Origin of the sequence: Amycolatopsis silviterrae (genome assembly GCF_042684085.1) — a bacterium.
Classification (GTDB): Bacteria; Actinomycetota; Actinomycetes; order Mycobacteriales; family Pseudonocardiaceae; genus Amycolatopsis; species Amycolatopsis silviterrae.
In genome coordinates, this window is record NZ_JBHUKS010000018.1 from 21,727 (window position 1) to 44,841 (window position 23,115).

Sequence of the window (23,115 nt, forward strand, 5' to 3'; positions counted from 1 at the left end):
GTTTCCGATCAGAGGTCGTAGACCGCGCCTTGGGTCACCAGTTCGGCGTCCGGGAACACGGCCTTGGCCTCGGCGAGGACGGCGTTGCGGTCGGTCCACGGGGCGATGTGGGTGAGCAGAAGACGGCCGACACCAGCCTCTTTGGCCAGTTCGCCGGCTTCCTTGCCGGAGAGGTGCACGCCTTGCGGACGGTCGGCGGCATCGGTCCAGGACGCTTCGGAAAGCAGGACATCGACGCCGTCGGCTAGCTCGCCCAGGCCGCGGCAGATTCCGGTGTCGCCGGTGTACGCGAGGATGCTGCCTCCGTACGCGATACGTAGGCCGAACGCCGGAGTCGGGTGGTGCACCGCGACCGCGGTGACGTCGAAGGGCCCGATCTCGATGGTCTCTTCGCGCAGCTCGTGGAACTCGTACACGTCCGACAGATCCGCGGCGGCACGCTCGGCCGCGTCAGCTGCGTACGCGTGCGCGAGGCGTGAAGGGGCTTCAGCCGGTGCGTACAGCGGCAGCTGGCGCGGCCGCGCCGGGTACGGCGGCGCGGGGTGATAGCGGCGAAGCACTGTCAGCGAGTTGACGTCGGCGCAGTGGTCGGCGTGCAGGTGCGAAAGGACGAGTGCGTCGAGGTCGAACGGATCCAGGACGGTCTGCAATTGGGCGAACGCACCGGTGCCCAGCTCAAGCCCGAGCCGGTAGCCCTCCGCCTCCAGGAGGTATCCGGACGCGGCGGCGTTCGGCCCGGGAATGCTGCCCGAACACCCGAGGATCGTCAGTCGCACCCCGTCACCCTAACTCCGCTAGGCGCTGCCGCAGCGTCACGCGCTGACCGGGGCAAGCGCACCGGGCGCGAAGCCCATGAACCGCTGCGCCAAGCGGGCGAACGGCTCCGGCGAGCCGGTGGCGAGGAACTCGTGCCGCGGCGGCTCGTCACGCTCGGCGAGCAGGTCTAGTTCGGTCAGCACGCGGTAAAGGTCCTTGGCGGTTTCGTCGGCGCTCGAGACGAGCGTGACGTCCTGCCCCATCACGATCTGCAGTACGCCGGACAGCAGCGGATAGTGCGTGCAGCCGAGGATGAGCGTGTCGACTTCGGCTTCGAGCAACGGCTGCAGGTAACCCTGCGCCAGACCGAGGATCTGTCGGCCGGTCGTGATGCCGCGCTCCACGAAGTCCACGAAGCGCGGGCAGGCGACACTGGTGAGGCGTACGTCCGGCGCGGCGGCGAAGGCGTCGTCGTATGCCCTCGAACGCACTGTGCCCTCGGTGCCGATAAGGCCGACGCGCCCGCTGTGTGTGGCAACGGCGGCCCGACGCGCAGCCGGAAGCACAACCTCGATGACGGGTACGTCGTAGCGTTCGCGCGCGTCGCGAAGGCAGGCCGCAGACGCTGTATTGCACGCGATCACCAACGCCTTCACCCCGCTCTCGACCATGTCGTCGAGAGCGGACAACGCGTACTCGCGCGCGGTGGCGATGGGCAGCGGGCCATACGGGTTGCGCGCGGTGTCGCCGACATAGCGCAACTGTTCAGCAGGCAGCAGTTCGAGAATCGACCGTGCGACGGTGAGCCCGCCGACGCCGGAGTCGAAAACACCGATGGGCGCGCCGGGAGAACTCACACCCCGAGATTACCCGGCGTCGTCGGCTCGATCTTCGGGGATTTGACGCGCTCCCCGCGTGAGGTCAGCCACGCGGCGAGGATGCCGGCCAGAGCGCCGAAGAGATGGCCCTGCCAGGAGATGCCGGGGTTGCCGGGCAGCAGGCCCCAGAGCATCCCGCTCCAGATCCCGAGCAGCACGACCGCGACCGCGATCTGCGCGAGCGACCGGTGGAACAGGCCGCGCACCAGCAGGTACGCGAGCCAGCCGAAGGCGAGCCCGGACGCGCCGACCGTGTAGGCGTCCGACGGCCCGACCAGCCACACCCCGATCCCGGAAACCGCCCAGATGATCGCCGTGACCACGGCGAACCGGCCGATCCCGCCAGCCATCGCGAGGAACGAGAACACCAGCACCGGCACCGTGTTGGAGAACAGGTGCGACCAGTTCGCGTGCAGCATCGGCGCCCAGAGAATGCCGTCGAGACTGGACGCGTGCCGGGCCAGGATCCCGCCGTCGGTGAACTTGCCCGGCAGGATCACGTCGAGCAGTTCCACGAGGTACAGCACCGCGACAAACCCCAGCGCGACGAAAGCCGCGGCCTTGGGATTGGGCGGCAGGATGCGCTTCGCGACGTCGACCGGCTTGCCGCTGCCGGCAGCGGGCGGCGGCGACGTCGGCGGGAGGGGAGGCAGTGTGCTCACGCCCTCAGGCTACGTCGGTGCTGGCCGGACGGCCTCGGGAGAAATCCCTGAACTTGGCCCCTGGGTGACCTGCAGTGAAGGACTCCTTCCGGGAATCTAATTCCCTCAAGGAGTCCTTCACGGACCGCGGCTCAAGCCATTGCAGGCTTCCGGAGCAAGTTTCCATAGCCAGCGGCGAACAACGCGGAAAGCAGCGCCGCCGCCGCGGCCACCCCGAAGCTCCATCCTGGACCGCCTGCCGACAGCACCACCGCGCCAACCGCTCCGGCGAGACTGCTGCCCACTACCCGGACGAGCGCGTTGATCCCGCCCGCCGCGGCCGTCTTCGCGGGCTCGACGTGCTCGACCGCCATCGTCCCCAGCGCGGCATAACCGAGCCCGATGCCCAGCCCCAGCACCGCAGCGACGGCGTACAGCCCCAGCCCGTCCCCCGGCAACGACGTCAGCCACAACGCGGCCACCAGCACCACCGCCGAACCGCCGGCGACGAGCGCGGGCGCGCTGAAGCGGCGCATCAGCGCACCAGCCAGCACGGAAACCACCAGCATCAAGATCGTCGTCGGCAGGAGATAGAGCCCCACCTGCAGCACCGACGCGCCGAGCACGCCCTGCGCGTATGCCGAAAGCGTCATGATCGTGGCGAACAACGCGAAGCCGAGCAGGAACGACGCCACCGTCGCGCCCACCGTCTTTCGGTGCAGCAGCATCGGAATCTCGATCAGCGGCGTCTTCGTCCGCCGCGCTGTCACCACCCACACCGCCGCCAGCACCACGGCCGCGACCAGCAGTCCGACGGTCGCCCAGCCCCATTCCGAACCCTTGCTGATCGCCAGCAGCAGGCAGATCAGCCACCCCGACACCAGCACCGCGCCCAGCAGATCCGGCGCACCGCTCCGGACGGCGGCCGCCCGGTCCTCCCGAACCGCCGCGACCAGCACGAACGCCACCACGCCCAGCGCCGCCAGCACCCAGAACACCGTCTGATGATCGCCGCCGGCGAGCCCCGCGAGGATCATTCCGCCACCGCTGCCCGCGCCGATCGTCGCGCTCAGAATGCCGATCGCAGTCGGCAGCGACCGGGCCGGCAACACGGTCCGGACCTGCCCGATCGCCAGCGGAAGCAGCGGCGCGGCCGTCCCCTGCAGGATCCGGCCGACGACCAGCAACGGCAGCGACCCGGCCACCGCCCCCAGCACTGATCCCACCACCAGCAATCCGAGCACGACCAGCGACATCGTGCGCCTGCCGTACAGGTCGCCCAGCTGGGCGACCAGCGGAATCGCGACCGCGCCCGCCAGCAGCCCCGCGGTCAGCGCCCATGACACCGAACTGAGCGGCACCCCCAGCTTTACCTGCAGCTGCGGCAGCAACGGCACCACCACGGTCATCTGCAACGTCCCGACCGCCACCGCGAACGCCAGCGCGGCGACCGTCCCCCAGTAGTTTTTATACATGTATAAAAAGTAGCATGGCGACATGCCAGCGCGCACCGGCCGACCGCCGAAGATCTCGAAGGCCGACATCGTGGCCGCCGCCCACCGAGTCATCGAGGAGGACGGCGTCGCCGGGCTGACCATGCGCCGGCTGGCTCGCGAGGTCGGCAGCACGGCGATGGCGCTGTATCACCACGTGCGCGACAAAGAGGGTCTGCTCCTGCTGCTGCTCGACGACTACGCACAGCGCGAGATGCCTCGGCCGGAGAACCTCCCCGGCGAACCGGGCGAGCGGATCGTGGCGGTCGCGACGGCGATGCGGGACGGGCTGGCGAGCTGCCCGTGGATCGTGGACGTCCTGCGCTCCGACGACCTGCTGTCGGTCGGCGGGCTGTGGTATCCGGAGAAAATCGTTGCGGCGGCGGTAAAAGCCGGGCTGCCGACGGAAGCGGCGGTGGGGGTCTACCGAGCGGTGTGGCACTACACGCTGGGCGAGATCAGCTCACGCGCGGCGGCCGCGCGGCGACGGGACGAGGGCGGCGGCACCTACCGCGAGCAGGTGTTCGCGAATCTGGACGCGACGGAATTCCCCACGCTGACCCAGATCGGGACGCGCTGGGAAACCCTTACCGCACAAGACAGTTACGAACGAGGCGTACGCGCACTCGTGCTGGGTTTACTGCCGTGAGGGGAACCCTGAGGGAATCAGAGTCCCTCAGGGTTCCCTTCACGGACGGTCAGGCCCAGAGCTGACCGTCAAGCCGTTCTGCCGCTTCGTCCAGCGACCCGGAGTAAGCGCCGGTCGACAGATACTTCCACCCGGCGTCCGCGACGACGAACGCGACGTCCGCCTTCTCGCCCCGGGCGGCGGCCTTCTCCGCGACCCCCAGCGCCGCGTGCAGCACGGCGCCGGTGGAGATCCCGGCGAAAATTCCTTCGTGTTCCAGCAGCTCCCGCGTGCGCCGGAGGGCGTCGTACGCCCCCACCGAATAGCGCCCGTTGAGCACGCTCTCGTCGTACAGCTCCGGCACGAACCCCTCGTCGAGGTTCCGCAGGCCGTACACCAGCTCGCCGTACCGCGGTTCGGCCGCGATGACCTGGACGTCCGGCTTGACCTCGTGGAGGTAGCGCCCCACCCCCACCAGCGTCCCGGTCGTGCCGAGCCCGCCGACGAAATGCGTCACCGTCGGCAGGTCTTTCAGCAGCTCCGGGCCGGTTCCGCGGTAGTGCGCGTCCGCGTTGGCCGGGTTGCCGTACTGGTAGAGCATCACCCAGTCCGGGTTCTGCTTCGCCAGCTCCTTGGCCCGCCGCACGGCCTCGTTCGAACCGCCCGCGGCCGGCGAGAACACGATCCGCGCGCCGTACGCCTGCAGCAGCTGCTTGCGTTCGGCCGAGGTGTTCTCCGGCATCACGCACACCAGGCCGTAGCCCTTGAGCTTCGCGGCCATGGCCAGCGAAATCCCGGTGTTGCCCGAGGTCGGTTCGAGGATCGTGGACCCGCGCCGCAGGATGCCGTCCCGTTCGGCCGCCTCGATCATCGCCAGCGCGGGCCGGTCCTTGATCGAGCCGGTCGGGTTGCGGTCCTCGAGCTTCGCCCACAGCCGCACCTCGTCGGTCGGGGACAGCCGGGGCAGTCCGACCAGCGGCGTGCCGCCGAGCGCGTCGAGGAGGGACTCGTAGCGAGTCACCGGCTCAGCGCGCGCCGCCCGCGACGGCGGGCAGGATGGTGAGGGTGTCGCCGTCCTTGACCTCGGCGTCGAGCCCGCCGGAGAAGCGCACGTCCTCGTCGTTGACGTAGACGTTGATGAAGCGGTGCAGCTTCTCCTCCTTGACCAGGCGCGCCTTCAGCCCGGCGTGCCGCGACTCGACGTCGTCGATGATCTCGAGGACGGTCTTGCCCGCCGCCTCGACGGACTTCTCGCCGCCGGTGTGGGTGCGCAGGATGGTCGGGATGGAGACGGTGACGGCCATGGTTTCTACCTCCGGGTGGGTTCCTACACGCTGACGTATCGGACGCCGCGCTTTATTCCGGGACGCTCAGTCGAGGATCTCGACCGGCTCCTCGGTGATCTCGGCGTCCACGATCCGGTACGAGCGGAACTCGTGCGAATCGGGCTCTCTTGTCGAGACGAGCACGTAGTGCGCGTCAGGTTCGGCGGCGATGTTCGCGTCGGTGCGCGACGGATAGGCCTCGGTCGCGGTGTGCGAGTGGTAGATCACCACCGGGACCTCGTCGTTCGCGTCCATCTCCCGGTAGAGCTTGAGCAGGTCGCCCGAGTCGAACTCGTAGAACGTCGGCGAGCGCGCCGCGTTCAGCATCGGGATGAACCGCTCGGGACGGTCCGAGCCGGCAGGACCGGCCACCACCCCGCACGCTTCGTCGGGGTGGTCACGGCGGGCGTGGGCGACGATCTCGTCGACGAGTTCACGGCGGATCCGGAGCACACGGACATCTTAGTTCGTGGACCGAACGAGTCCACACTGTGAGAGCTACCGCTCATCCGCAGGTCAGGGCACAATAACGGGATGCCGGTGTCCTCGAAGATCCGCGAACGCTGCCGTCCGCTGCTGGCCGAGGGCGACGTCGTCCAGTACGTGTTCCCCGCCACATCGCTGATGGTGACGATGATGGCCGCGCACCGGAACTTCCTCGTCGTGGTCACCGACCGGCACGTGACGGTGCTCGCCTGCAGCACTTTCCGCCGGTGGAAGCCGGTTTCGGTGTGGCAGCAACTGCCGAGGTCGACCGAACTGGGCCCGGTGGACACGCATCCGTCGCTCGGGCCGACCGTGTCGTTCGGCGACCTGGTGCTGGAGATCGACGAGGAGTACGTGGCCGTCGTGCGCGCCGCCGACCTCGAACGCAGCGAGGACGCCCTGCCTAAGGACCCGTTCTGACGCTCAGCGCCTCCGGCCACACATCCCGATAAGCCGGGACGCCCGCCGCGGAGGTCGCCGACAGCAGCCCGTGCACCATCGCCCGCGCGAACACCCGCGCCGCCGCCGCGCACAGCGCGTCCAACGCGCCCGCTCGCGCCGCCACCGCGAACGACCCGGGCTCCCCCGGCAGCTCCCGCGCGCCCGTCGCCAGCGCGAACACAGTGTCCCCGTCGAACATCGAGTGCGCCGGACGCACCGCACGGGCCAGCCCGTCCTGCGCGGCGACCGCCAGCCGGCGCGCCTCGGCCTTCGTCAGCGTCGCGTCGCAAGCCACCACACCGATCGTGGTGTTCAGATCCGTCCGCTGCCCCGGCACCTCGCCCGGCCGATCCGGCCAGCGGACGCCGAACTCGCCGTCCACCTCATGATCGCCCGCGAACGCCCGCCCCGTCGCGAAATCCACCGCCTCGCCCGCCGCGTTCACCGCGGCGATCGCGCCGACCGTCACCTCGCCGACGACCTCGCTCGCCGTCCCGATACCGCCCTTGAGCGAACCGACGACCGCGCCGGAACCCGCGCCGACGGTGCCCATCGCGACCGGCTCCCCGGCTGCTTCGCAAGCGGCGTAACCGAAATCGGCGCTCGGCCGGTTGCCCCATTCGCTGCGCGGCAGGTCGAACAGCACCGCCCCGGGCACGATCGGCACCACCTCATGCGGCTTCGCGCCGACCGGAAACCCGAGATTGCGTTCGGACAGCCACCGCATCACGCCGTCCGCCGCCGCGAGCCCGTACGCGCTTCCGCCGGAAAGACAGACCGCGTTCACGCGCTGCACCAGGTTTTCCGGCTCCAGCAGGTTGGTTTCGCGCGTGCCGGGCGCGCCGCCGCGCTGATCGACCGCGCCGGTCGCGCCGTCCGGCACGAGCACGACCGTGGTTCCGGTGGCCCAGCCGTCGCCGAGCCGGTGGTGGTGGCCTACGAGCACGCCGGGGACGTCGGTGATTTTCCCGCCGGTCAGCCGGTCAGCGCCTGGATCAGCGTCTCCTGCACCCATGTGAGCCAATGGTAGACGCCGAGATGGGGCGCCCGGGGGTCGTCTTCGGGCAGCTCGTCGGGCATGTCCTCGGTGACGTCGAGCGCGGTGCCCAGCGCGAGCCGGACGTCGTTCAGCGCGCCGAGCCAGGCGTCGGCCTGCTCGAACGACAGCTTCACCGAACCGCCGTCGCGCGGGAGCGTGTCGAGCACGATCTTCGCGACGCCGACCTTCTTCTCCAGCAGCTCCGGCTCGTGCAGCGACCGCATCGCCGCCGCCGAATCGATGTCCTCGCGGCTCGGGTTGTCCGGGTCGAGCCGGTGGAAGTCCGGCAGCAGCCGCGACAGCACCGGGTCGTCCGGCGATTCGGCGGGCCCGGTGCGGATCCCGGTCAGCTCGGCCAGTTCGTCCTGCGGGGCCTCCTCGGCCCTGGCGGTGAGCATGTCCTCCAGCTGCCCGACCAGCCCGCGCAGCACCGCGGCCTCCTGCTGTTCGAACCCGGCGAGGATGGCGTCCCCCTTGCGCCGCCAGGCCTTCACGAGGGCTGTTCCATGGTCGCCCACAGGCCCGCCGCGTGCAGTTTCGCCACGTCGGTCTCCACCTTCTCCTTCGAACCGGACGACACGATCGCCCTGCCCTTGTTGTGCACGTCGAGCATCAGCTTCGTGGCGTGGTCCCGGCTGTAGCCGAACAGCTTCTGCAGGACGTACGTCACGTACGACATCAGGTTCACCGGGTCGTTCCAGACGATCGTCCGCCAGGGCTGGTCGGATTCGGCCAGCTCGGCCCCGAGTGGATCGACCTGCGTCTGTTCGGATGCGACAGGCGTGGACATGCACACCATGGTGTCACGGGGCCATCCCGGTACGCCGCGCCAGGTCCGTCCATGTGAGTGAATAGGCTGCTCCCATGGGTTCCCCCGAGCCGGTCACCAGCGCCAGCACGGCGCTGCTCACCGACCACTACGAGCTGACCATGCTGGCGAGCGCGCTCGCGGACGGGACGGCCGGACGGCCGTGCGTGTTCGAGGTCTTCGCGCGGCGGCTTCCCGACGGCCGCCGCTACGGCGTCGTCGCGGGCACCGCGCGGGTGCTCGACGCGATCGCCGACTTCCGGTTCACCGACGCCGAGCTGACCATGCTGGAGCAGACCGCGGTCGTCGACCCGGAAACGCTGGCGTGGCTCGCCGACTACGAGTTCCGCGGCGACATCGACGGCTACCGCGAAGGCGACCTGTACTTCCCCGGCTCGCCGATCCTCACCGTGACCGGCAGCTTCGCCGAAGCGGTGGTGCTGGAGACGCTGGTGCTGTCGATCCTCAACCACGACAGCGCGATCGCGTCGGCGGCCGCGCGGATGTCCGGCGCGGCGCACGGCAGGCCGATCATCGAGATGGGCGGACGGCGCACGCACGAGTACGCCGCGGTCGCCGCCGCGCGCGCCTCCTACCTGGCCGGATTCGCCACCACGTCGAACCTCGAAGCCGGCCGCCGCTACGGAATCCCCACTCGCGGCACCGTCGCGCACGCGTTCATGCTGCTGCACGACAGCGAGGAAGCCGCGTTCCGCGCTCAGGTCAGCAAGATGGGCGCGGACACCACCCTGCTGGTGGACACCTACGACATCACCGCGGGCATCGAGGCGGCCGTGCGCGTCGCCGGCCCGGAGCTGGGCGCGGTCCGGATCGACTCCGGCGACGTCGGCCCGCTCGCCCGCAAGGCCCGCGACCAGCTCGACTCGCTCGGCGCGAAGGACACCCGGATCGTGGTGTCCGGCGACCTCGACGAGCACGCGATCGCGGCGCTGCGCGCGGAACCGGTGGACGCGTACGGCGTCGGCACCTCGGTGGTCACCGGATCCGGCGCGCCGACCGCCGGGATGGTGTACAAGCTGGTCGAGGTCGACGGCCGACCGGTCGCGAAACGCAGTGCGCACAAGGAATCCCGGGGCGGGCGCAAGCACGCGCTTCGGCGGCACCGCAGCACCGGCACGGCGGTCGAGGAAGTGGTCTGGACCGCCGCCGGAAGCCGCCCCGAGGCCGGCGAGAACGATCTCGACCTGCAGATCCCTCTGGTGCGAGACGGCGCGCCGGTGGATGATCTGCCCACGCTGGACGACGCGCGTGCCCGCCTGCGGCGCGCGCAGGTGAGCCTGCCGTGGGAGGGCCTCAAGCTCTCGCACGGCGAGCCCGCGATACCGACGACTTTTCTGTAGGGAGCCGACTGTGCCGAACATGGGGACCGCGCTGATCGTGGTGGATGTGCAGAACGACTTCTGCGAGGGAGGCTCGCTCGGCCTGCCGGGCGGGGCGGCTGCCGCGGCCGCCATCTCGCGGCGGATGGCCGAGGGCGGCTACACGCACATCGTGGCCACCCGCGACCACCACATCGACCCGGGCGACCACTTCAGCGACACGCCCGACTTCAACACCAGCTGGCCGCCGCACTGCGTCGCGGGCACGGCGGGCGCGTCGTTCCACTCGGAGCTGGACGTGGTGCCGGTCGAGGCGGTCTTCTCGAAGGGCGAGTACACCGCTGCGTACTCCGGTTTCGAGGGCAAGTCCGGCGACGGCAAGACGCTCGAGGACTGGCTGCGCGCGCATGAGGTGACCGACGTCGAGGTGGTCGGCATCGCGACTGACTTCTGCGTACGCGCCACCGCCCTCGACGCCGCTCAGGCCGGGTTCAACGTGCAGGTGCTGCTGGACCTGACGGTCGGCGGTTCGCAGCCGACGGTGGACGCGACGCTGAAGGACTTCGACGAGGCAGGCGTGCGCTACACCGGCACGCCCGCCCTGCCGCGCTCGTGAGTGCTAATCCCGGTTAGAACCGGGATTGCCACTCACGAGACCGGCGCACCACCCTTGCCGTACGGATTGCACGCCGCCGTCCCGAGGTAAATGTCCCCGCTAGCCGGACCGCCCTGCGGGAACAGCTTCACGTGCACCGCGTGCGTGACCAGGCTGCCGTCGGCGGGCTGCGGCGTCACGGTCTCGTTCAGCGTGATCGTGGCCAGCGCCGTGCCCGCCGCGCCGCCGGGGATCGTGACGCGGTAGTTCGCCGGGATCGACGACGGCACCTTGAAGCCGGAAACCTCGCCGATCGACATCGACCCGGTAGCGCCCGAATCCGTCGTGGTGGCGCATCCGACCGAGTACGTGCGCACCTTCAGCTCCGGCCCGCCGTATCGCGTGAGCAGGTCGGACTCGAACCGCTGCCCGCCGGCCTGCACCTTCGCGACCGGGCCCTTGCGCTCGCAGGTGGTGCCGCCGAAACCGAACACCGCGGCCTCGCCCGCCGCGCCGCCGGTGGTGCGCTCGGACGTCGGCCCATCCGCGTCGCAGCGCGCCAGCTCCCCGGTGACGACGTGTTCGTGGTCCACCAGCACGTCGAGGCTTCCGGCGGAACCCCATCCGGTGGACGTGACCGGCGGATCGGCGTGCGCCACCACCGGTGCCGCCGCCAGCAGAACCCCGGTGACCAGCAGGATCCGTCCGCGCATTCGACCTGTCTCCCTTCGCCCGTGCTTCGACATCGGCAGCGCGGAGGGGGTCCCAAACGTCGTCCGAAACAGCTCACCCGTACGTGTGGCGCAAGACAGGGGTGGTGAGGAACGCAACTTGTCTCGTTCCGTCCCCTCGCTCGACGATAACCTGCCCGGACGTCCATTTTCCGTGGTTGGAGGTCCCGTGTCGTCACTGTCCCTCGCCGGCCGCCGTCAGGTTTTGGCCGACCTCGTGCCCGGCACCCTGGTGCGCGACCTGACGCTGGTCGCCGGCGGAGCCGTGCTCACCGGCGCGGCCGCGCAGCTGATCATCCCGCTTCCGGGCACTCCGGTGCCGATGACCGGCCAGACCTTCGCCGCGCTGCTCGTCGGCGCGACGCTCGGGATGCGCCGCGGCGCCGCCTCGATGCTGCTGTACTTGCTCGTCGGCGCGGCCGGCGTGCCGTGGTTCCAGGGCGGGACGTCCGGGCTGTCCGGAGCCTCGGCGGGCTACATCGTCGGGTTCGTGTTCGCCGGTGCGCTCGTGGGCGCGCTGGCCGGTCGCGGCGGCGACCGCACTCCGCTGCGCACGGCGGGGACCATGGTGCTCGGCAACCTCGCGATCTACGCGTTCGGCGTGCCGTGGCTGATGGCCGTCACCGGGTTCGATCTCGCCACCGCCTTCGACAAGGGCGTCACGCCGTTTCTCGTGGGTGACGTGCTGAAGACCGTCGTCGCGGCCGGGGTGCTGCCGCTCGCGTGGGCCGCGGTTTCGCGGTTCCGCAAGGAAGACTGAGCCGGATTTCCGGGAGCTTCGATCCGGCGCGAGGGGTCCGTTCGCGCCGGATCGAAGATCCTGTCGGACCCGGCGGCTATCGTGTCTCGCTGTGCCCGCCCGAACCGATTTCCCCGGCGTCCTCGAACTCCTCACCCACGCGGTGGAGTCTGTCGGCGGCGCTGAACGCCCCGGCCAGGTGAAGATGGCCGATGCCGTCGGCCACGCCATCCGCACCGGCGAACACCTCGCCGTGCAAGCGGGAACGGGTACCGGCAAATCGCTGGCGTACCTGGTTCCCGCGATCCGGCACGCGGTGGAGAAAGACACCACCGTCGTGGTTTCCACCGCCACCATCGCGTTGCAGCGCCAGCTGGTCGACCGTGATCTCCCGCGCCTGGCGAAGGCGCTCAAGAAGCCGCTCGGGCGCGAACCGACCTTCGCGATCCTCAAGGGCCGCCGCAACTATCTGTGCCTGCACCGGCTCGACACCGGCCCGGCCGACGAGCCCGACGACGCGCAGCTGTTCGACCCGTTCGCGGTGTCCCGGCTCGGCAAGGAAGTCACCCGGCTGCACGAGTGGACGTCGGACACCGAAACCGGCGACCGCGACGAGCTGGTGCCCGGCGTGTCCGACCAGGCGTGGCGGCAGGTTTCCGTCACCGCGCGGGAATGTCTCGGTGCCGCGAAGTGCCCGGTCGGCACCGATTGCTTCGCCGAACGCGCGCGAGCCGAGGCAGGCCGCGCCGACGTCGTGGTCACCAACCACGCGCTGCTGGCCATCGACGCGCTGCAGGGCTACCAGGTGCTGCCGGACCACGACCTGGTGATCATCGACGAGGCGCACGACCTGGTCGACCGGGTCACCTCGGTCGCCACCGGCGAACTCACCAGCGCGATGGTGTCGGCCGCCGCGCGCCGCTGCGGAAAGCTGATGGACGCGGGCATCGCGGACCGGCTGCTGGAATCGTCCGACGGGCTCGCGCTGATCCTCGACGACATCCCGGCCGGACGGCTCGACGCGCTGCCGAAGCCGTTGCAGGGCGCGATCCCGGCGGTGCGCGACGCGGCGAAGGAATGCCTCACCGCGCTGGGCTCGGACCGCAAGGAAGACGTCGGGGAGGCCACCGCGCGCAAGCTCGCGCGGTCGCTGCTCGAAGAAGTGCACGACACCGCGGTGCGGCTGCTCGACGCGTACGACGAGGATTTGGCACACCAGCGCGACGTCGTCTGGCTGACCGGCGACAAGTACTCGGCGAACCCGCGGCCACCGGCGTTGAAGGTCGCGCCGCTCGGCGTCGCTGGGCTGTTGCGGGAGCGCGTGTTCAACCAGCACACCACCGTGCTGACCTCGGCGACGCTCACCCTCGGCGGCGAATTCGACACGATGGCACGGCAATGGGGCCTCCCACCGAGCGGCGCGCGCGTCACGAAGTCGCCGGGCACGGCCACCGACAAGGAAGCGCCGTCAGACGAGGACACCGGCCCGAAGTGGACCGGGCTCGACGTCGGATCGCCGTTCGACCACCGCCGCAACGGCATCCTCTACCTGGCCAAGCACCTGCCGCCGCCGGGCCGGGACGGCCTCGCTGAGTCCACAATGGACGAACTGGCCGGACTTGTGGAAGCGGCGGGCGGCCGCACGCTCGGCCTGTTCTCCTCGATGCGCGCGGCGAAACAGGCCGCGGAGGCGATGCGGGAACGGCTCGACCACCCGATCCTCTGCCAGGGCGACGACGCCACGCCGTTGTTGGTGCGGCAGTTCTCCGAGGACCCGCGCACCTGCCTGTTCGGCACGCTCACGCTGTGGCAGGGCGTGGACGTGCCGGGCCCGTCGCTGCAACTCGTGGTGGTGGACCGGATTCCGTTCCCCCGTCCGGACGATCCGGTGTCCTCCGCTCGCCAGCGCGCGGTGGAAGCGAGGGGCGGCAACGGATTCCTCACCGTCGCCGCGACGCACGCGGCGCTGCTGCTGGCACAGGGCACCGGACGGCTGCACCGTTCGGTCACCGACCGCGGCGTGGTGGCCGTGCTGGATTCCCGCCTGGCCACCGCACGTTACGGCGGTTTCCTGCGCGCGTCGCTGCCGCCGTTTTGGCCCACCACAGACCCGCAGGTCGCCCGGGACGCACTGAAGCGACTCGACGCGGCCGCGCCCGCCTGACCGACGGCACGGGACAGGCGGGTACGGTGAGTGGAACGAACACGACAGGGAGCACCGTTGACCCAGGATTCGTCCAGCGCACAATCCCGGACCGTCAGTGTTGACGACACCGGGGTACGGCGCCGGCTCGCCGATGGCAGCGAAGAAGCTGTGACGTGGTCGGAACTGCAATCCGTCATGGTGAGAGTCATCCCGGACGGCCCCTGGAACGAAGACGTCTTCTTCATGCTCGTCGGCAACGACGGCAAAGGCACCGCCGTCCCGAGCGGCGACCCGGCCGCGGACGCCCTCATCGAGCGCCTGCAGACCTTGCCCGGCTTCGACAACGAGAAGTTCATCGAGGCGATGACCACGGACGCCGACCAGGCGTACGTGGTGTGGCAAAGCTGAGCGTCGTTCGCTGACGGCGGGTGCGGGCGGGAATGCTCGCCGGGCAAGAAGAGCGGCGTGGACGGGGTCGCCCGCGGCAGGTCGGTGACCGTGCGCGCGAGGCGACCCTGCTGCCCCGGCTCAAGCGGCCGGGAAGGTCTCCGTCACCGGAATGCCCTTCGTCAACGTCCGGCGCACCGTGCACAGCCGCTCGATCGCGCGGTCGACTGCTCCGGCCAGCGCCTCCCGCTGCTTCTCGTCCAGTCCGGACACGTCCACGTCGAAGTCCACGTGCACCGCGTCCAGCTCCGACGCGCCCTCACGCCGGTCGGCCGACACCGCGACGCGGAACTTCGAGTCCTCGCCGACCCGGCGGGTGATCAGCTCCTCCGCGGTGACCGCCGAGCAGCCCGCGGTCGCGATCTGCAGCAGCTCCGACGGCGAGAACGCGCCCTCCGCGCCGGCTCGCCCCAACCGCACCTCAGCACCGCGTTCGTTGCGGCCGACGAAGCTGTGCTTGCCTTCGCGCTGTACTTCCAGAGTCATCCGGACACCTTCCCTCGCCTGATACTGGCCCCAACCGCGCCGGTCACGCCGATGTTCCGGGCTGCTGCGCCAGCACGGTGATCGTGCCGGGGTCGACCTCGGTGAATCCCGCGTCGCGGACGGCGATCACGCGGTTGTCGCGCCAGCCCGCCTCCGGGTCGTCGATCGGGCACAGCTCCTTCCACCGGCCGGGGCTGGGCGTCCGCACCGCGACCCGGTAGTCCTTCGCCGCCCAGGCCGCCAGTTCGGCGTCCGGCAGCAGCGACGCGAGGATCATCGTGGCGTGCCCGACCTGCGCGGACGCCTTGCCGACGGTCATCGGGACGTCCGGGTTCAGCATCAGCAGCGGCACGTCGGCTGGGGCCGGGCCCGGGGTGTCGGCAGGCAGTTCGCTGCCGGAGATCTGCAGCCGCGAGACCTCTTTCGGCGCCTCCTTGACCAGCCCGGGCACGAGCGCCCGTGCCTCCGCGCCGTCGACCTCGATGGTGATCCCCGGCTGGTCGAGCACCGCCTGCCAGTGCGCGCCACGGGCTCGCCGCGCGACCTTGCGAATGCGGTTGTCGAGCCACGCGTGCACCGGCTCGGCCCATTCGCCGCCGGGCTCGGCGCGTTCGTCCAGGCATACCGCCAGCGCCGCCGCGGCCGCCGCTTCGAGCAGCGCGGTGCGGCCCGGCGGTTCGGCACGTTCGATCCGCAGGATGATCGGCATCGCGCGGACCTCGTCCGGGTTCTCGTCGGAGGTGTCCGACGTGTCTTCAGCGGGGAGACCGAGCCACGAGGCGTACCGGCTGCGCAGCGGTTCGAGCAACGGGTTCACGGGCGGGCCAGCTCAAGCCCGTCGGCCGCGTCCGCCGCCTCGACCTCGGCGCGCGTGACGCCGAGGACGAACAGCACCGCGTCGAGGTACGGGTGCGAGAGCGCGGTGTCGGCGACCTCCCGCAGCGCGGGCTTCGCGTTGAACGCGACGCCCATCCCGGCCGCGGCCAGCATGTCGATGTCATTGGCCCCGTCGCCGACCGCGACGCACGCACCCAGCGGAATCCCGTACTCACCAGCGAACCGGCGCAGCGCGGTCGCCTTGCCCGCGCGGTCCACGATGTCGCCGACGACGCGTCCGGTGAGCTTCCCGTCCACGACTTCCAGCTCGTTGGCCGCCGCGAAGTCGAGGCCAAGGTCTTCCACGAGATGGTCGATGACCTGGGTAAATCCGCCGGACACGACGCCGCAGCGGAAGCCCATGCGCTTCAGCGTGCGGACGGTCGTGCGCGCCCCCGGAGTCAGCTCCAGCTTCGCCGCGACGTCGTCCATCACGCTGGCGGGCAGCCCGGCCAGCAGCGAGACCCGCCGCTCCAGCGACTCCGCGAAGTTCAGCTCGCCACGCATCGCGGCGTCGGTGATCTCGCGGACCTGCTCCTCGACCCCGGCATACGCGCCGAGCATCTCGATGACCTCGCCCTGCACGAGCGTGGAGTCGACGTCGAAAACCACCAGCCGCTTCGCCCGGCGCGTGATGCCCGCGCGCTCGACGGCGACGTCAACATTGGCCTCGGACGCCGCGTCGGCCAGCATGGACCGGAGTTCGGCGTCGGCCGCTTCGGTGTCTTCGCGCACGGAGACGTACAGCTCAAGCCCGGTCACCGGATAGTCGGCGACGCTGCGAATCGAGTCGATGTTCGCCCCGACGGCCGCCAGCCGCCGCGCGATCTCGGAAAACGCCCGCGCGGTCACCGGCCGCCCCAGCAGCACGAGCACGTGCGACGAATCGCGCCGCCCGAGCGCGAACGGATCCGCCCCGATCGCGTCGCCGATCCGGACCTCGACCTCCATGCCGACGGTCGCCATCGCCTGCTCGACGGACTCCTGCAGCCCCTCCGGATCGCGGTAGACGCCGGCGAGCACGCCGAGCACGAGCTGCCCGCGGATGACCACCTGCTCGATGTCGAGCACGTCCACGTCGTGCCGCGTCAGCACGGCGAACAACACGGACGAGACCCCGGGCTTGTCGGGACCGGTCGTGGTGATGAGGACGGGAGTCTGGCTCACTGGTTCGGTATCCCTCGTTCGTCTCGGCACCGACGCTTAGGCCACGGCGAGTCGGCACGCCCAGTCTGGCCTCCCGCGGCGGCGGGCAGAACGTCCCCGTGCCGTGCTTCACACCGCGGACGCCACGAACGGGCGATGCGGGGGCGGTGCGGGCGGGGTAGCGGCGAGTGCGGAGCGGCGGCTGGGCGGCCGGGGAGGACGGCGGGCGGTGCCGGGTCCGGGGTGCGGGAGCGACCGGAGTCGGCTGGGATCGGCCAGGCGCGGCGCTGGCGGCACCGGGCCGGGGCGCCAGAGCGACCGGAGTCGGCTGGGGCCGGGCCACGCGCCGCGCGGACGGCGGGCCAGGGCGCGAGAGCGACCGGAGTCGGCTGGGGCCAGGCCACGCGCCGCGCGGACGGCGGGCCAGGGCGCGAGAGCGACCGGAGTCGGCTGGGGCCAGGCCACGCACGGCGCGGACGGCGGGCCAGCGCGCGGGAGCGGGCCAGGCGCGGCGGACGGCGGACGGCGGACGGGCAACCGTAAGCGGGCCTGCGGTGAGGTAGTTGGTCGGGTCTCGTGAGTGGCAATCCCGGTTCTAACCGGGATTGCCACTCACGACCACCCCCACCGGCACAGCCACCCCACCGCCCTAACGCCTCGCCGAGCCACTCCCGCCGCCGCCCCCCGGACGCGAAAACGGCGCGTGCCCGGCCGGGAAACACCGACCGGGCACGCGCCTTGTACTTCTTCCGAGCGGCGTTACTGCTCGCTCGCGTTGTCCTTGCTGTGGTCGCCCGGCATGGTGGCGTCCACGAGCTTCTGCGACGGGGCCGCGACGTGCTTCTGCTTGCCGAAGAAGCCGATCTCGCCTTCCGCGTGCAGGCGCTCCACCATGTGCGGGTAGTGCAGCTCGAACGCGGGCCGCTCGGAGCGGATCCGGGGCAGCTCGGTGAAGTTGTGCCGCGGCGGCGGGCAGGACGTGGCCCACTCGAGCGAGTTGCCGTAGCCCCACGGGTCGTCGACCGTGACGATCTCGCCGTACCGGTAGCTCTTGAACACGTTCCAGATGAACGGCAGCGTGGACGCCCCGAGGATGTACGCGCCGATCGTGGAGATCGTGTTCAGCGTGGTGAACCCGTCACTGGCCAGGTAGTCCGCGTACCGCCGCGGCATGCCTTCCGCGCCGAGCCAGTGCTGCACCAGGAACGTGGTGTGGAAGCCGATGAACGTGGTCCAGAAGTGCCACTTCCCGAGCTTCTCGTCCATCATCCGGCCGGTGATCTTCGGGAACCAGAAGTAGATGCCGGCGAAGGTCGCGAACACGATCGTGCCGTAGAGGACGTAGTGGAAGTGCGCCACCACGAAGTAGCTGTCCGACACGTGGAAGTCGATGGCGGGCGCGGCCAGCATGATGCCGGTCAGACCGCCGAAGAGGAACGTGACGATGAAGCCCATCGAGAAGATCATCGGCGTCTCGAAGGACAGCTGGCCCTTCCACATCGTGCCGATCCAGTTGAAGAACTTCACGCCGGTCGGGACCGCGATGAGGAACGTCATGAAGGAGAAGAACGGCAGCAGGACCGCGCCGGTCGCGTACATGTGGTGCGCCCACACCGCCACCGACAGCGCCGCGATCGACAGCGTCGCGAAGACCAGGCCCTTGTAGCCGAACACCGGCTTGCGGCTGAAGACCGGGAAGATCTCCGACACGATCCCGAAGAACGGCAGCGCGACGATATAGACCTCTGGATGGCCGAAGAACCAGAACAGGTGCTGCCACAGGATCACCCCGCCGTTGGCCGGGTCGAACACGTGGGCGCCGAGGTGCCGGTCCGCCATCAGGCCGAACAGGGCCGCGGTGAGGATCGGGAACGCGAGCAGGATCAGGATGCTCGTGATCAGGATGTTCCAGGTGAAGATCGGCATCCGGTACATCGTCATGCCGGGCGCGCGCAGGCAGACCACCGTGGTGATCATGTTGACCGCACCGAGGATCGTGCCTAGACCGGACACCGCCAGGCCGGCGATCCACAGGTCGGCACCGACGCCGGGCGAGTGGATGGCGTCCGAGAGCGGCGTGTACGCGAACCAGCCGAAGTCGGCCGCGCCGCCGGGCGTCAGGAAGCCGGACAGCACGATCAGGCTGCCGAACAGGAACAGCCAGTAGGAGAACGCGTTCAGCCGCGGGAACGCCACGTCCGGCGAACCGATCTGCAGCGGCAGGATGAAGTTCGCGAACCCGAACAGGCTCGGCGTCGCGTACAGCAGCAGCATCACCGTGCCGTGCATGGTGAACAGCTGGTTGTACTGCTCCTGGGACAGGAACTGCTGCCCGGGCTGGGCCAGCTCCGTCCGGATGAGCATGGCCATCGCGCCGCCGATCATGAAGAAGGCGAACGACGAGACCAGATACATGATCCCGATCTGCTTGTGGTCCGTCGTGCGGAACAACCGCAGCAGGTACGAACCCTTTGCCGTCTCGCGCGCGGGATACGGGCGCGTCGCGATCGGCTTGGGGGCTACGGCCGTCACTCCTGCCTCCAACACTGCAACCTTGTGGTGGTCAACTTCGGGGCGCTCGGGCTCAGGCGGGCCTGATCCGGGCGGTTAAGGGGATCGTAGCCCTCGGTACCGACAGTCGCTCGCACCGGCTGGTTAGATCACCGCATGACCGACCCGTACCGCGCCGCGGCGGTCTCGGCCGCACTCTCGGTCGGCCGCCGGTTCAGCCTTCCGACAGGTGCCGCCGAGGTCCTCCACGAGCGCTCGAACGTGCTGGTGAGAATGGGTCCGGTCGTCGCGCGGGTCCCGGCGACCACGCGGCTGCTGCGGCCGGACGCGACGGCGTGGCTCGAACGGGATGTCGCCCTTTCGGCCTACCTCACCGAACGTGGTGTGCGCGTCGTCTCACCGGCTTCGGATCCCCCGGCCGGACCGCATTTCGCCGAAGGATTGCCGGTCACGCTCTGGCATTGGACCCCGCACGATCCGGACCATCGGCACACCCCGGACGAGACCGCCGGATCCCTGGCCCGGGTCCATGCCGCGCTGCGCGATTACCCCGGCGAACTGCCTTCCCGCGGACCGGTCGACGAACTCCTGACCGCCGTCGCCCGCAACAGCGAGGTATTGGACGGCTTCGCCGACCGGATCCGCGCGGAAACCGAACGGCTCGCGGCACTGCTGCCGTCCGGTCCCGGCCAGGCCCTCCACGGCGACGCCCACCCCGGCAACCTCATCCAAACCGCCGGCGGCCCGTGCTGGCTCGATTTCGAGGACACCTGGCGCGGACCGCTCGAATGGGACCTGGCGATCCTGGCGCGACAAGGCGGACCGGAGTTCCTCGCCGCGTACCCGCGCGAAGCGGACGAAGCCGTCCTCGCGACGTGTACACAGCTTCGCTCGCTCTTCGTGGTGGCGTGGCGGTTTCTGATCGCGCAGCGTTTCCCGCACCGGCTAGACGAAGCGCGGGCTGCAGCGGCCGAGTACTTCAGCTGAGCCAGCCGAGGATCGCTTCAACCACGCCAGCCGGGTCCTCCAACGGCGTCAGGTGCCCGACTTCGGGAAGGACGGCGAGGGTCGCGTCGGGCAGCGCTTCAACCATGGTGTTGGCGGCGTCGAGCGGCGTAATCGCGTCGCGCTCCCCCACGATGACCAGCGCCGGGACGTCGGTTTCGCGCAGCAGGTCGACAGAATCGGGCCGGTTGCGCATCGCCCGCGCCGCCCAGGCGACCCCGGACGGCGGCTGCTCGTCGATCAACTCGCGCACGCGCGTGGAGACGTCGGCGGAAGCGGTGTCCGCGAGCAGGTTCGGCAGGTTTCCGTCGGCCAGCCAGCCCTTGACGCCTTCGGCTTCGGCGCGATTCGCGACGTCCAGCCGGGTCTGCCCGGCTTCGGGGGTGTCCGCGGTGGCTTTGGTGTCGATGAGGATGAGCCCGCCGACGCGCTCGGGAGCTTGGCGCAGGACGGACATCGCGAGGTAGCCGCCCATCGAACAGCCACCGAGAACCACCTGATCGAGTTCGAGCTTGTCGAGGAGCGCGATGACGTCGCGGGCGGCGTCGGCCAGGCTTGGTTCGGTCTCGGCCTCGGTCTCCGGCGTCTCTGGCAACGGGCTCCGGCCGAGGCCGCGCTGGTCAGGCGTGATGACCCGGAAACGTTCCGCGAGCGGCGCGCGGACCGGGTCCCACATGCGGGCGTCGAGCGGGAAGGCGTGCAGGAGCACCAACGGCAGTTCGGTCATGGCGGAGATTGTCGCGGTTTTTTGCCGCGATTTTTGTCGGACCCCGTCGTTATGGTCGGGGGCGTGACAGAGATCGTGACGGAAAGGCTGGTGCTGCGGCACTTCGTAGAGGCTGATCGGCAGGCGGTGGTGGAGATCCACAGCGACCCGGAGACGAACCGGTACAACCCGCGTCCGCCGGACACCGCGACCACGCTGGTGATGTTCGACAGCTGGCTCGAACACTGGGCGGAGTTCGGCTACGGGTACCTGGCGGTCCGGGAGCGCGGCAGGCCGGAAGCCGCCGACGGGTCGGACGTGATCGGCATGACCGGAGTCCGGAACCGCGAGTTCCGGGGCGAGAAGGTGCTGAATCTGGCGTACCGCTTCCGGCCGTCGGCGTGGGGCAAGGGCTACGCGTTCGAAGCGGCGCGGGCGGCGGTGGAGTGGGCGGAACGGGAGATAGCGGCGATTCCGGTGCTGATCAGCGTCGCGGTGACGAACACGCCGTCGCTGCGGGTGGTGGAGAAGCTGGGGTTCGAGGGGTTTGCGGAGGAGGAGTACGAGGGGGCGGTTTCACGGCATTTCCGGCGGTGACGGTGTTGCGACGGTGACGGCTTTCCGGTGGTGACAGCGTTTCCGGTGGTGAGGGCTCTCCGGCGGTGAGGGCTTTTCGATGGCGGCGGCCGGGAGCGAGGGCCCCAAAGGGCGACACGACCCAATGCCAGGGGCTTAAGGCGGCGTTATGGGGTGCGGCTGAGGCGTGTTCGCCCAGGCCGAAGCGGCTGGCGGACCGGGCTGGCTCGCGTCGGGGGCGACGCGGGCGGCGGGAACTGGGCGTGCCGTCCGTGAGGGCAACCCTGACGGAATCAGATTCCCCCAGGGTTCCCCTCACGGACTTGAAGAAACGGGCACACCGGCGTTAACCGGGCATTTCGCCGAAGCGGGTGTCCTTTATGGATGGTCGGCAGGCTGAGGCCACCCGGCTTAAGTCCTGGCATTGGCGACACGACCGGGAGCGGGGTCCGATGGCCGCGGGCGACAGCGGGTGCCGACGGCCAAGGGCGGCAGCTGGTGCCGTCCCTGCAGGCAACATCGGAGTCCGGCAACTGCAGGCGACCGCGAGTGCTGCGGCCAAGGCGACGGCTTCGGGGGTCGACGATGGCGAAGGCGATGGCGAAGGCGATGGCGAAGCGAAAGGAATCCCTTTCCCGGTAACGGTTTCTCGTCACCAGCGCCGGTGCGGCCGCCGACGGGCCCGGGCCTCCCAACACGGCCGATGCCAATGTCGGCGATCCGCGACGCCGCCGGTCTCGTCCGCGGGCCAGACGACCAGGTGCGGGACGCCGGGCCGGATCTCGTGATCGCAGCCGGGACAACGGTAGGTCTTGGCGGCCTGCGCGCCGGGCACGGTGCGCACCAGCCAGTCGCCGTCGGGCCCGGATTCGCTGCGCGCCCATCCGCTGACCGCACCGGCATCCGGTCGCTCGCCGGAAGCGGGACGGCCTCGGCCGGGTCGATTGCGTCTGGGCACGCAGTCACGGTAACTGGGCCTGGGCTGGGCAGCTCAGCCACACCTGGAACCCCGCGGTGCAGGCTGCCTGCCTGGGAAACTCAGGCTGGCTGCCTGGCGAACCATGTCTCGCGACGGCTCGATGAAGCGGCTGCGCGCGACAACCAGCGTTCGGTGCGCCCCCGTGGCGCTCGGTGCATCTGACGCACCCAATGTGGCGTTGGGTGCGTCAGATGCGCCCAACGCCACATTGGGTGCAGCAGCGAGCGGGCCCGACCGGGTCGGCGGCACTGCCGCCCATCGCCCACCACCGCCAGGTTCAGCAGCACAAACCGAGTGCCGCCCGCCGCCAGGGCTCAGCGGTGCGAACCGAGTGCCG

At 70.2% G+C, this 23,115-nt stretch carries 26 protein-coding genes; 9 read left to right on the forward strand and 17 right to left on the reverse strand.

All coding sequences use genetic code 11. From position 1 onward, the window contains the following. Positions 1 to 8: 8 nt before the first annotated feature. The 4 genes from ACFSVL_RS25340 to ACFSVL_RS25355 form a co-directional block, all read right to left on the reverse strand. Positions 9 to 776: an MBL fold metallo-hydrolase gene (locus ACFSVL_RS25340; protein WP_378308042.1), complete on the reverse strand. Its 768-nt coding sequence runs from the start codon at positions 774 to 776 to the stop codon at positions 9 to 11. Between the two features lie 36 nt (positions 777 to 812). Next, complete coding sequence (gene murI, locus ACFSVL_RS25345; protein WP_378308043.1) at positions 813 to 1,613, reverse strand: glutamate racemase; 801 nt, start codon at positions 1,611 to 1,613, stop codon at positions 813 to 815. Next, on the reverse strand, positions 1,610 to 2,296 hold the full coding sequence (locus tag ACFSVL_RS25350; protein ID WP_378308044.1) for a rhomboid family intramembrane serine protease: 687 nt from the start codon (positions 2,294 to 2,296) through the stop codon (positions 1,610 to 1,612). The genes murI and ACFSVL_RS25350 overlap by 4 nt, the downstream gene beginning before the upstream one ends. A 131-nt stretch (positions 2,297 to 2,427) precedes the next feature. Continuing rightward, positions 2,428 to 3,750 (reverse strand): MFS transporter, encoded by a 1,323-nt coding sequence (locus ACFSVL_RS25355; RefSeq protein WP_378308045.1) that lies wholly within the window; start codon positions 3,748 to 3,750, stop codon positions 2,428 to 2,430. Positions 3,751 to 3,772: 22 nt separating this feature from the next. Between ACFSVL_RS25355 and ACFSVL_RS25360 the strand changes: the two genes are divergently transcribed. Then, the gene (locus ACFSVL_RS25360) at positions 3,773 to 4,417 is read left to right on the forward strand and encodes a TetR/AcrR family transcriptional regulator (RefSeq protein WP_378308046.1); all 645 of its coding nucleotides are present in this window, start codon (positions 3,773 to 3,775) and stop codon (positions 4,415 to 4,417) included. A gap of 49 nt (positions 4,418 to 4,466) precedes the next feature. Here the strand turns inward: ACFSVL_RS25360 and ACFSVL_RS25365 are convergent, their stop codons facing one another. From ACFSVL_RS25365 to ACFSVL_RS25375, 3 genes are all read right to left on the reverse strand, one after another. Next, positions 4,467 to 5,417: a PLP-dependent cysteine synthase family protein gene (locus ACFSVL_RS25365; protein ID WP_378308047.1), complete on the reverse strand. Its 951-nt coding sequence runs from the start codon at positions 5,415 to 5,417 to the stop codon at positions 4,467 to 4,469. 4 nt (positions 5,418 to 5,421) lie between these two features. Next, positions 5,422 to 5,700 (reverse strand): MoaD/ThiS family protein, encoded by a 279-nt coding sequence (locus ACFSVL_RS25370; protein WP_370934711.1) that lies wholly within the window; start codon positions 5,698 to 5,700, stop codon positions 5,422 to 5,424. Between the two features lie 66 nt (positions 5,701 to 5,766). Then, positions 5,767 to 6,174 carry a Mov34/MPN/PAD-1 family protein gene (locus tag ACFSVL_RS25375; RefSeq protein ID WP_043827849.1) on the reverse strand — a complete coding sequence of 136 codons (408 nt, stop codon included), beginning with the start codon at positions 6,172 to 6,174 and terminating at the stop codon, positions 5,767 to 5,769. 81 nt (positions 6,175 to 6,255) lie between these two features. Here ACFSVL_RS25375 and ACFSVL_RS25380 point away from each other — a divergent pair, with 81 nt between their 5' ends. Further along, positions 6,256 to 6,627, forward strand: a complete 372-nt coding sequence (locus ACFSVL_RS25380; RefSeq protein WP_378308048.1) for a hypothetical protein — start codon at positions 6,256 to 6,258, stop codon at positions 6,625 to 6,627. Here ACFSVL_RS25380 and ACFSVL_RS25385 read toward each other — a convergent pair. Genes ACFSVL_RS25385 through clpS form a run of 3 tightly spaced genes read right to left on the reverse strand, consistent with a single transcriptional unit; the run spans position 6,611 to position 8,477 of the window. Then, positions 6,611 to 7,663 (reverse strand): P1 family peptidase, encoded by a 1,053-nt coding sequence (locus tag ACFSVL_RS25385; protein ID WP_378308049.1) that lies wholly within the window; start codon positions 7,661 to 7,663, stop codon positions 6,611 to 6,613. The two genes, ACFSVL_RS25380 and ACFSVL_RS25385, sit on opposite strands and share 17 nt — an antisense overlap. After that, entirely contained in the window at positions 7,624 to 8,181 is a 558-nt protein-coding gene (locus ACFSVL_RS25390; protein ID WP_378308050.1) for a DUF2017 domain-containing protein, read from the reverse strand. The genes ACFSVL_RS25385 and ACFSVL_RS25390 overlap by 40 nt, the downstream gene beginning before the upstream one ends. After that, complete coding sequence (gene clpS, locus ACFSVL_RS25395) at positions 8,178 to 8,477, reverse strand: ATP-dependent Clp protease adapter ClpS (protein WP_067593947.1); 300 nt, start codon at positions 8,475 to 8,477, stop codon at positions 8,178 to 8,180. The genes ACFSVL_RS25390 and clpS overlap by 4 nt, the downstream gene beginning before the upstream one ends. A 74-nt stretch (positions 8,478 to 8,551) precedes the next feature. On the opposite strand from clpS, the gene ACFSVL_RS25400 reads away from it, so the two are divergent. Both ACFSVL_RS25400 and ACFSVL_RS25405 read left to right on the forward strand, forming a co-directional pair. After that, positions 8,552 to 9,856: a nicotinate phosphoribosyltransferase gene (locus ACFSVL_RS25400; RefSeq protein ID WP_378308051.1), complete on the forward strand. Its 1,305-nt coding sequence runs from the start codon at positions 8,552 to 8,554 to the stop codon at positions 9,854 to 9,856. 19 nt (positions 9,857 to 9,875) lie between these two features. Continuing rightward, positions 9,876 to 10,451 carry an isochorismatase family protein gene (locus tag ACFSVL_RS25405; protein ID WP_378308389.1) on the forward strand — a complete coding sequence of 192 codons (576 nt, stop codon included), beginning with the start codon at positions 9,876 to 9,878 and terminating at the stop codon, positions 10,449 to 10,451. Between the two features lie 32 nt (positions 10,452 to 10,483). Here the strand turns inward: ACFSVL_RS25405 and ACFSVL_RS25410 are convergent, their stop codons facing one another. Beyond that, a complete protein-coding gene (locus ACFSVL_RS25410) occupies positions 10,484 to 11,143 on the reverse strand; it encodes a choice-of-anchor P family protein (RefSeq protein ID WP_378308052.1) in 660 nt (219 codons plus the stop codon). 187 nt (positions 11,144 to 11,330) lie between these two features. On the opposite strand from ACFSVL_RS25410, the gene ACFSVL_RS25415 reads away from it, so the two are divergent. The 3 genes from ACFSVL_RS25415 (at position 11,331) to ACFSVL_RS25425 (ending at position 14,454) form a co-directional block, all read left to right on the forward strand. Further along, entirely contained in the window at positions 11,331 to 11,921 is a 591-nt protein-coding gene (locus ACFSVL_RS25415; RefSeq protein ID WP_378308053.1) for a biotin transporter BioY, read from the forward strand. A gap of 91 nt (positions 11,922 to 12,012) precedes the next feature. After that, on the forward strand, positions 12,013 to 14,064 hold the full coding sequence (locus ACFSVL_RS25420; protein ID WP_378308054.1) for an ATP-dependent DNA helicase: 2,052 nt from the start codon (positions 12,013 to 12,015) through the stop codon (positions 14,062 to 14,064). Between the two features lie 57 nt (positions 14,065 to 14,121). Next, positions 14,122 to 14,454 (forward strand): hypothetical protein, encoded by a 333-nt coding sequence (locus ACFSVL_RS25425; RefSeq protein ID WP_009082506.1) that lies wholly within the window; start codon positions 14,122 to 14,124, stop codon positions 14,452 to 14,454. A gap of 120 nt (positions 14,455 to 14,574) precedes the next feature. Here ACFSVL_RS25425 and ACFSVL_RS25430 read toward each other — a convergent pair whose 3' ends face one another. The 4 genes from ACFSVL_RS25430 to ctaD all read right to left on the reverse strand — a co-directional run bounded on the left by ACFSVL_RS25430 (position 14,575) and on the right by ctaD (position 19,533). Continuing rightward, on the reverse strand, positions 14,575 to 14,979 hold the full coding sequence (locus tag ACFSVL_RS25430) for an OsmC family protein (protein ID WP_378308055.1): 405 nt from the start codon (positions 14,977 to 14,979) through the stop codon (positions 14,575 to 14,577). Between the two features lie 43 nt (positions 14,980 to 15,022). Next, complete coding sequence (locus tag ACFSVL_RS25435) at positions 15,023 to 15,796, reverse strand: peptidyl-tRNA hydrolase (protein ID WP_378308056.1); 774 nt, start codon at positions 15,794 to 15,796, stop codon at positions 15,023 to 15,025. Then, a complete protein-coding gene (gene serB / locus ACFSVL_RS25440; protein WP_378308057.1) occupies positions 15,793 to 17,022 on the reverse strand; it encodes a phosphoserine phosphatase SerB in 1,230 nt (409 codons plus the stop codon). The genes ACFSVL_RS25435 and serB overlap by 4 nt, the downstream gene beginning before the upstream one ends. 738 nt (positions 17,023 to 17,760) lie before the next feature. Beyond that, positions 17,761 to 19,533: an aa3-type cytochrome oxidase subunit I gene (ctaD, locus tag ACFSVL_RS25445; RefSeq protein WP_378308058.1), complete on the reverse strand. Its 1,773-nt coding sequence runs from the start codon at positions 19,531 to 19,533 to the stop codon at positions 17,761 to 17,763. 135 nt (positions 19,534 to 19,668) lie between these two features. On the opposite strand from ctaD, the gene ACFSVL_RS25450 reads away from it, so the two are divergent. Further along, on the forward strand, positions 19,669 to 20,499 hold the full coding sequence (locus ACFSVL_RS25450; protein ID WP_378308059.1) for a phosphotransferase enzyme family protein: 831 nt from the start codon (positions 19,669 to 19,671) through the stop codon (positions 20,497 to 20,499). Here ACFSVL_RS25450 and ACFSVL_RS25455 read toward each other — a convergent pair. Continuing rightward, positions 20,492 to 21,244: an alpha/beta fold hydrolase gene (locus ACFSVL_RS25455; RefSeq protein WP_378308060.1), complete on the reverse strand. Its 753-nt coding sequence runs from the start codon at positions 21,242 to 21,244 to the stop codon at positions 20,492 to 20,494. The genes ACFSVL_RS25450 and ACFSVL_RS25455 overlap by 8 nt on opposite strands. A gap of 51 nt (positions 21,245 to 21,295) precedes the next feature. Here ACFSVL_RS25455 and ACFSVL_RS25460 point away from each other — a divergent pair, with 51 nt between their 5' ends. After that, positions 21,296 to 21,820, forward strand: coding sequence for a GNAT family N-acetyltransferase (locus ACFSVL_RS25460; RefSeq protein ID WP_378308061.1), 525 nt, complete (start codon positions 21,296 to 21,298; stop codon positions 21,818 to 21,820). A 631-nt stretch (positions 21,821 to 22,451) separates the two neighbouring features. Here ACFSVL_RS25460 and ACFSVL_RS25465 read toward each other — a convergent pair. After that, a complete protein-coding gene (locus tag ACFSVL_RS25465; RefSeq protein WP_378308062.1) occupies positions 22,452 to 22,757 on the reverse strand; it encodes a hypothetical protein in 306 nt (101 codons plus the stop codon). Positions 22,758 to 23,115 lie beyond the last annotated feature (358 nt).